The sequence below is a fragment of the Lysobacter enzymogenes genome (assembly GCF_017168095.1).
In the GTDB taxonomy this organism is placed as follows: Bacteria; Pseudomonadota; Gammaproteobacteria; order Xanthomonadales; family Xanthomonadaceae; genus Lysobacter; species Lysobacter enzymogenes_D.
In genome coordinates, this window is sequence record NZ_LXSD01000504.1 from 1 (window position 1) to 3,109 (window position 3,109).

General features: G+C 71.8%; 3 protein-coding genes and 1 pseudogene. All 4 read left to right on the top strand.

The features are described 5' to 3' along the window. Positions 1–877, top strand: an 877-nt coding sequence (locus tag A7A76_RS20685; RefSeq protein WP_206413076.1) for a sensor histidine kinase, incomplete at its 5' end; no start/stop codon positions are given. Positions 878–1,028: 151 nt separating this feature from the next. After that, positions 1,029–1,664, top strand: coding sequence for a response regulator transcription factor (locus A7A76_RS25725; protein WP_241201086.1), 636 nt, complete (start codon positions 1,029–1,031; stop codon positions 1,662–1,664). Then, positions 1,657–2,751 carry a type III secretion system cytoplasmic ring protein SctQ gene (gene sctQ, locus A7A76_RS20695; RefSeq protein ID WP_206413077.1) on the top strand — a complete coding sequence of 365 codons (1,095 nt, stop codon included), beginning with the start codon at positions 1,657–1,659 and terminating at the stop codon, positions 2,749–2,751. Before A7A76_RS25725 ends, sctQ begins: the two co-directional genes overlap by 8 nt. A 3-nt stretch (positions 2,752–2,754) precedes the next feature. Further along, positions 2,755–3,109: pseudogene (locus A7A76_RS20700) on the top strand (hypothetical protein); the annotation flags it as partial.

The window sequence follows — 3,109 nt, forward strand, 5'->3', positions numbered from 1 at the left end:
AGCCGGCGACGGCGCGCGCCCGCGCGAGGTGCGCGCCCCGCACAGCGGCCGCTGGTACGCGCTGCACTGGGGCCGCGCCGAGCACGCCGGCGAGGCCGCCGACGTGCTGACCGCGGTCGACATCAGCGAGCGCATCGAGACCCTGGCCTCGCACAAGAGCCGGCAGGAAAAACTGCTGTTCACCTCGCGCATGATGTCGGTCGGCGAAATGGCCGCGACCCTGGCGCACGAGCTCAACCAGCCGCTCGCGGCGATCATGAATTACGTAAACGGCAGCCTGCGCCTGGTCGAGCAGGCCGGCGGCCCGGTCCAGGTCGAACGCGCGCTGCAAGCCGCGCGGACCCAGGCCGAGCACGCCAGCGCGGTGATTTCGCGGGTGCGCGAGTTCGTCCGCGCGCGCGAGCCGCGGCGCGAACCGCATGCGCTGGCGCGCATCGCCGAGACCGTGCTGGAACTGCTGCGGCTGGAGGCCGAACGGCTCGACCTGCGCATCGAGCTGGCCCTGCCCGAGCCGCTGCCGCCGGTGTTCGCCGACCGGGTGATGGTCGAACAGGTGCTGCTGAACCTGGTCAAGAACGCGATCGAGGCGATGCGCGAGATCGCCCCGGAGCGGCGCGAGCTGCGCATCGACGCGCGCCTGAACCTGGACGAGCAGGTGGAAGTGCGGGTGTCCGACCGCGGCGCCGGCCTCAGCCCGGCCGAGCAGGACCAACTGTTCTCGCCGTTCTTCACCACCAAGACCGACGGCCTCGGGATCGGCCTGGCGATCTGCCGCTCGATCATCGAATACCACGAGGGCCGGCTGTTCTTCGAACCGCGCGCCGGCGGCGGCAGCGTGTTCGGCTTCACCCTGCCGCGCTACGAGGCGCGCGCTTGAGCCGCGCGCAGGTGACAAACATCAGCATCGCCGCCCCGCCGCTCCGGGTTATACCGTCGCGCTGGCGCGCGGCCGGGCCGGGCCGCGCCGCACCGATGCGCCGGCCGGCCCCGCGCGGCGCCGGCGCGCGAACCGTTGGAGGGACATCCGCATGAGCGAAGGCCGCAGCCAGGATGTGCGCACGGGCGAAGTCCGCATCTATCTGGTCGACGACAACGACGGTTTCCGCGACTCCACCGCGTGGCTGCTGGAGACCGCCGGCTTCCAGGTCCAGGCCTACGCCTCGGCGCCGGCGTTCCTGGACGCCTACGCGCAGGAACGCCACGGCGGCGGCGCCCAGTGCCTGGTCTCGGACATCCGCATGCCGCTGATGAGCGGCCTGCAATTGCAGGAAGAGCTGCGCCGGCGCGGGATCGGCCTGCCGCTGGTGTTCGTCACCGCGCACGGCGACGTGCCGCTGGCGGTCGAGGCGATGCGCAAGGGCGCGGCCAATTTCCTGGAAAAACCGTTCAGCGACGAAGGCCTGATCGAGGCGATCCGCGCCGCGGTGGCCAACGCGCGCAACCACGCCGGCGGCGGCGAGGCCGGCGACGACCGCCTGGCCAAGCTCAGCCCGCGCGAACGTCAGGTCATGGACCTGGTGGTGGCGAGCAAGCCCAACAAGATCATCGCCGACGTGCTCGGCATCAGCGTCAAGACCGTGGAACTGCATCGATCGAACATGATGAACAAACTCGGGGTACGCTCGCTGCCCGAATTGATGAAGGTGGCGCTGGGCCATGGTTGACGCCGATCCGATCGACGCGGCGCCCGCAGCGTCCGCCGCCGAACCCGCGCAGCCCTTGCGCGGACGCGTGCCGGCGCTGCCGCTGTGGCAGGCGCAGGCGCTGTGCGGCTTCTTCGGCGCGGCCCAGCGCTGGCCGTTGCGCGAAGGCGGCGGCTGGCTGGAGTTCTTCGCCGCCGGCCCGGTCGACGGCGAGGTGGTGACGCTGGAAGGCGACGGCGCGCGGGTGCGGCTGCAGCTCGACAGCGGCCTGGCGCTGGACGCCGACACCGGCCTGCACTGGAGCGGCTACCGCGGCCGCTCGCGCGTGCTGGCCTGGAGCCTGGCCCACGAATCGCAGCTGATGAAGCTGAGCCAGGCGCTCGACGTGGCGCTGATCCCGGTGGTCGACGACGGCGCCGCCTCGCTGCAGAGCCTGCAGGCGCGCAGCGGCGACGACGACGGCCTGTGGCTGGGCTTCCGCATTCTCGACGCCGCCGCGCAACCGCGCGCGCGCGGCCATCTGCGCATTCCGCCGGGCTGGGTCGAACGCCTGCTGCAACGCTCGGAGTTGTTCGAACGCGCGCCGCGCGGCGACGACGACGGCGCGCAATATCGCGACTGGTCGCAGCTGCCGGTGCCGCTGGCGCTGAGCTGGGACGGCCCGAGCCTGCGCTACGCGCAATGGCGCCAGCTGCGCGTCGGCGACGTGCTGGTGATCGGCAATTTCCAGCGCCTGCCGCAGATGCGCGCGCGCGCCCCGGGCTGCGCCTGGCCGCTGGCGCCCAGCGCCGAGGGCTGGCGCATCGACGGCCCGCCGCAGTTCCTATCCACGCACCAGGAGACATCTTCGATGAGCGATCCCGAATCCGACGCGCAGGCGCCCGAAGCGACCGGGCCGGACGTTCCCGTCCGCCTGGAATTCGACCTGGGGCGGCTGGAATGCCGTTACGAGGATCTCAAGGGATTCCAGCCCGGCTACGTGTTCGCCCTGCCCTCGCGGCTGGAAGGCGCCAACGTGGTGATCCGCGCCAACGGGCGCGATGCGGGCCGCGGCGAGATCGTCGCGGTCGGCGATACCCTGGGCGTGCGCCTGCTCTCCTGGAGCTGAGTCATGGATTTCAGTTCGTTCTCGCCGGCGCTGGTGCTGCTGACCGTGGTCAGCCTGGCGCTGGCGCCGTTCGTGGCGGTGATGGTGACTTCCTTCACCAAGATCGTCGTGGTGCTGAGCCTGTTGCGCAACGCGCTGGGCCTGCAGCAGGTGCCGCCGAACGTGGTCATCAACGGCCTGGCGATCGTGCTGTCGATCTATGTGATGTACCCGGTGATCCTGGAGACCCACGACGCGGTCAACGCCAGCGCCGGCGGCGGCACCGCGGCGGCGGCGACGCAGGGGCAGCCGCCGGGGACCGGGCCGGCGGCGGCGAATGCGGCGAACGCTGCGACGAGCGCGACGACTGCGCCGGCAG

What these genes read in the sequence shown, in the direction of transcription:
- sctQ (WP_206413077.1), top strand. Translation starts at nt 1,657, where the DNA reads ATGGTTGACGCCGATCCGATCGACGCGGCGCCCGCAGCGTCCGCCGCC.
- A7A76_RS25725 (WP_241201086.1), top strand. Translation starts at nt 1,029, where the DNA reads ATGAGCGAAGGCCGCAGCCAGGATGTGCGCACGGGCGAAGTCCGCATC.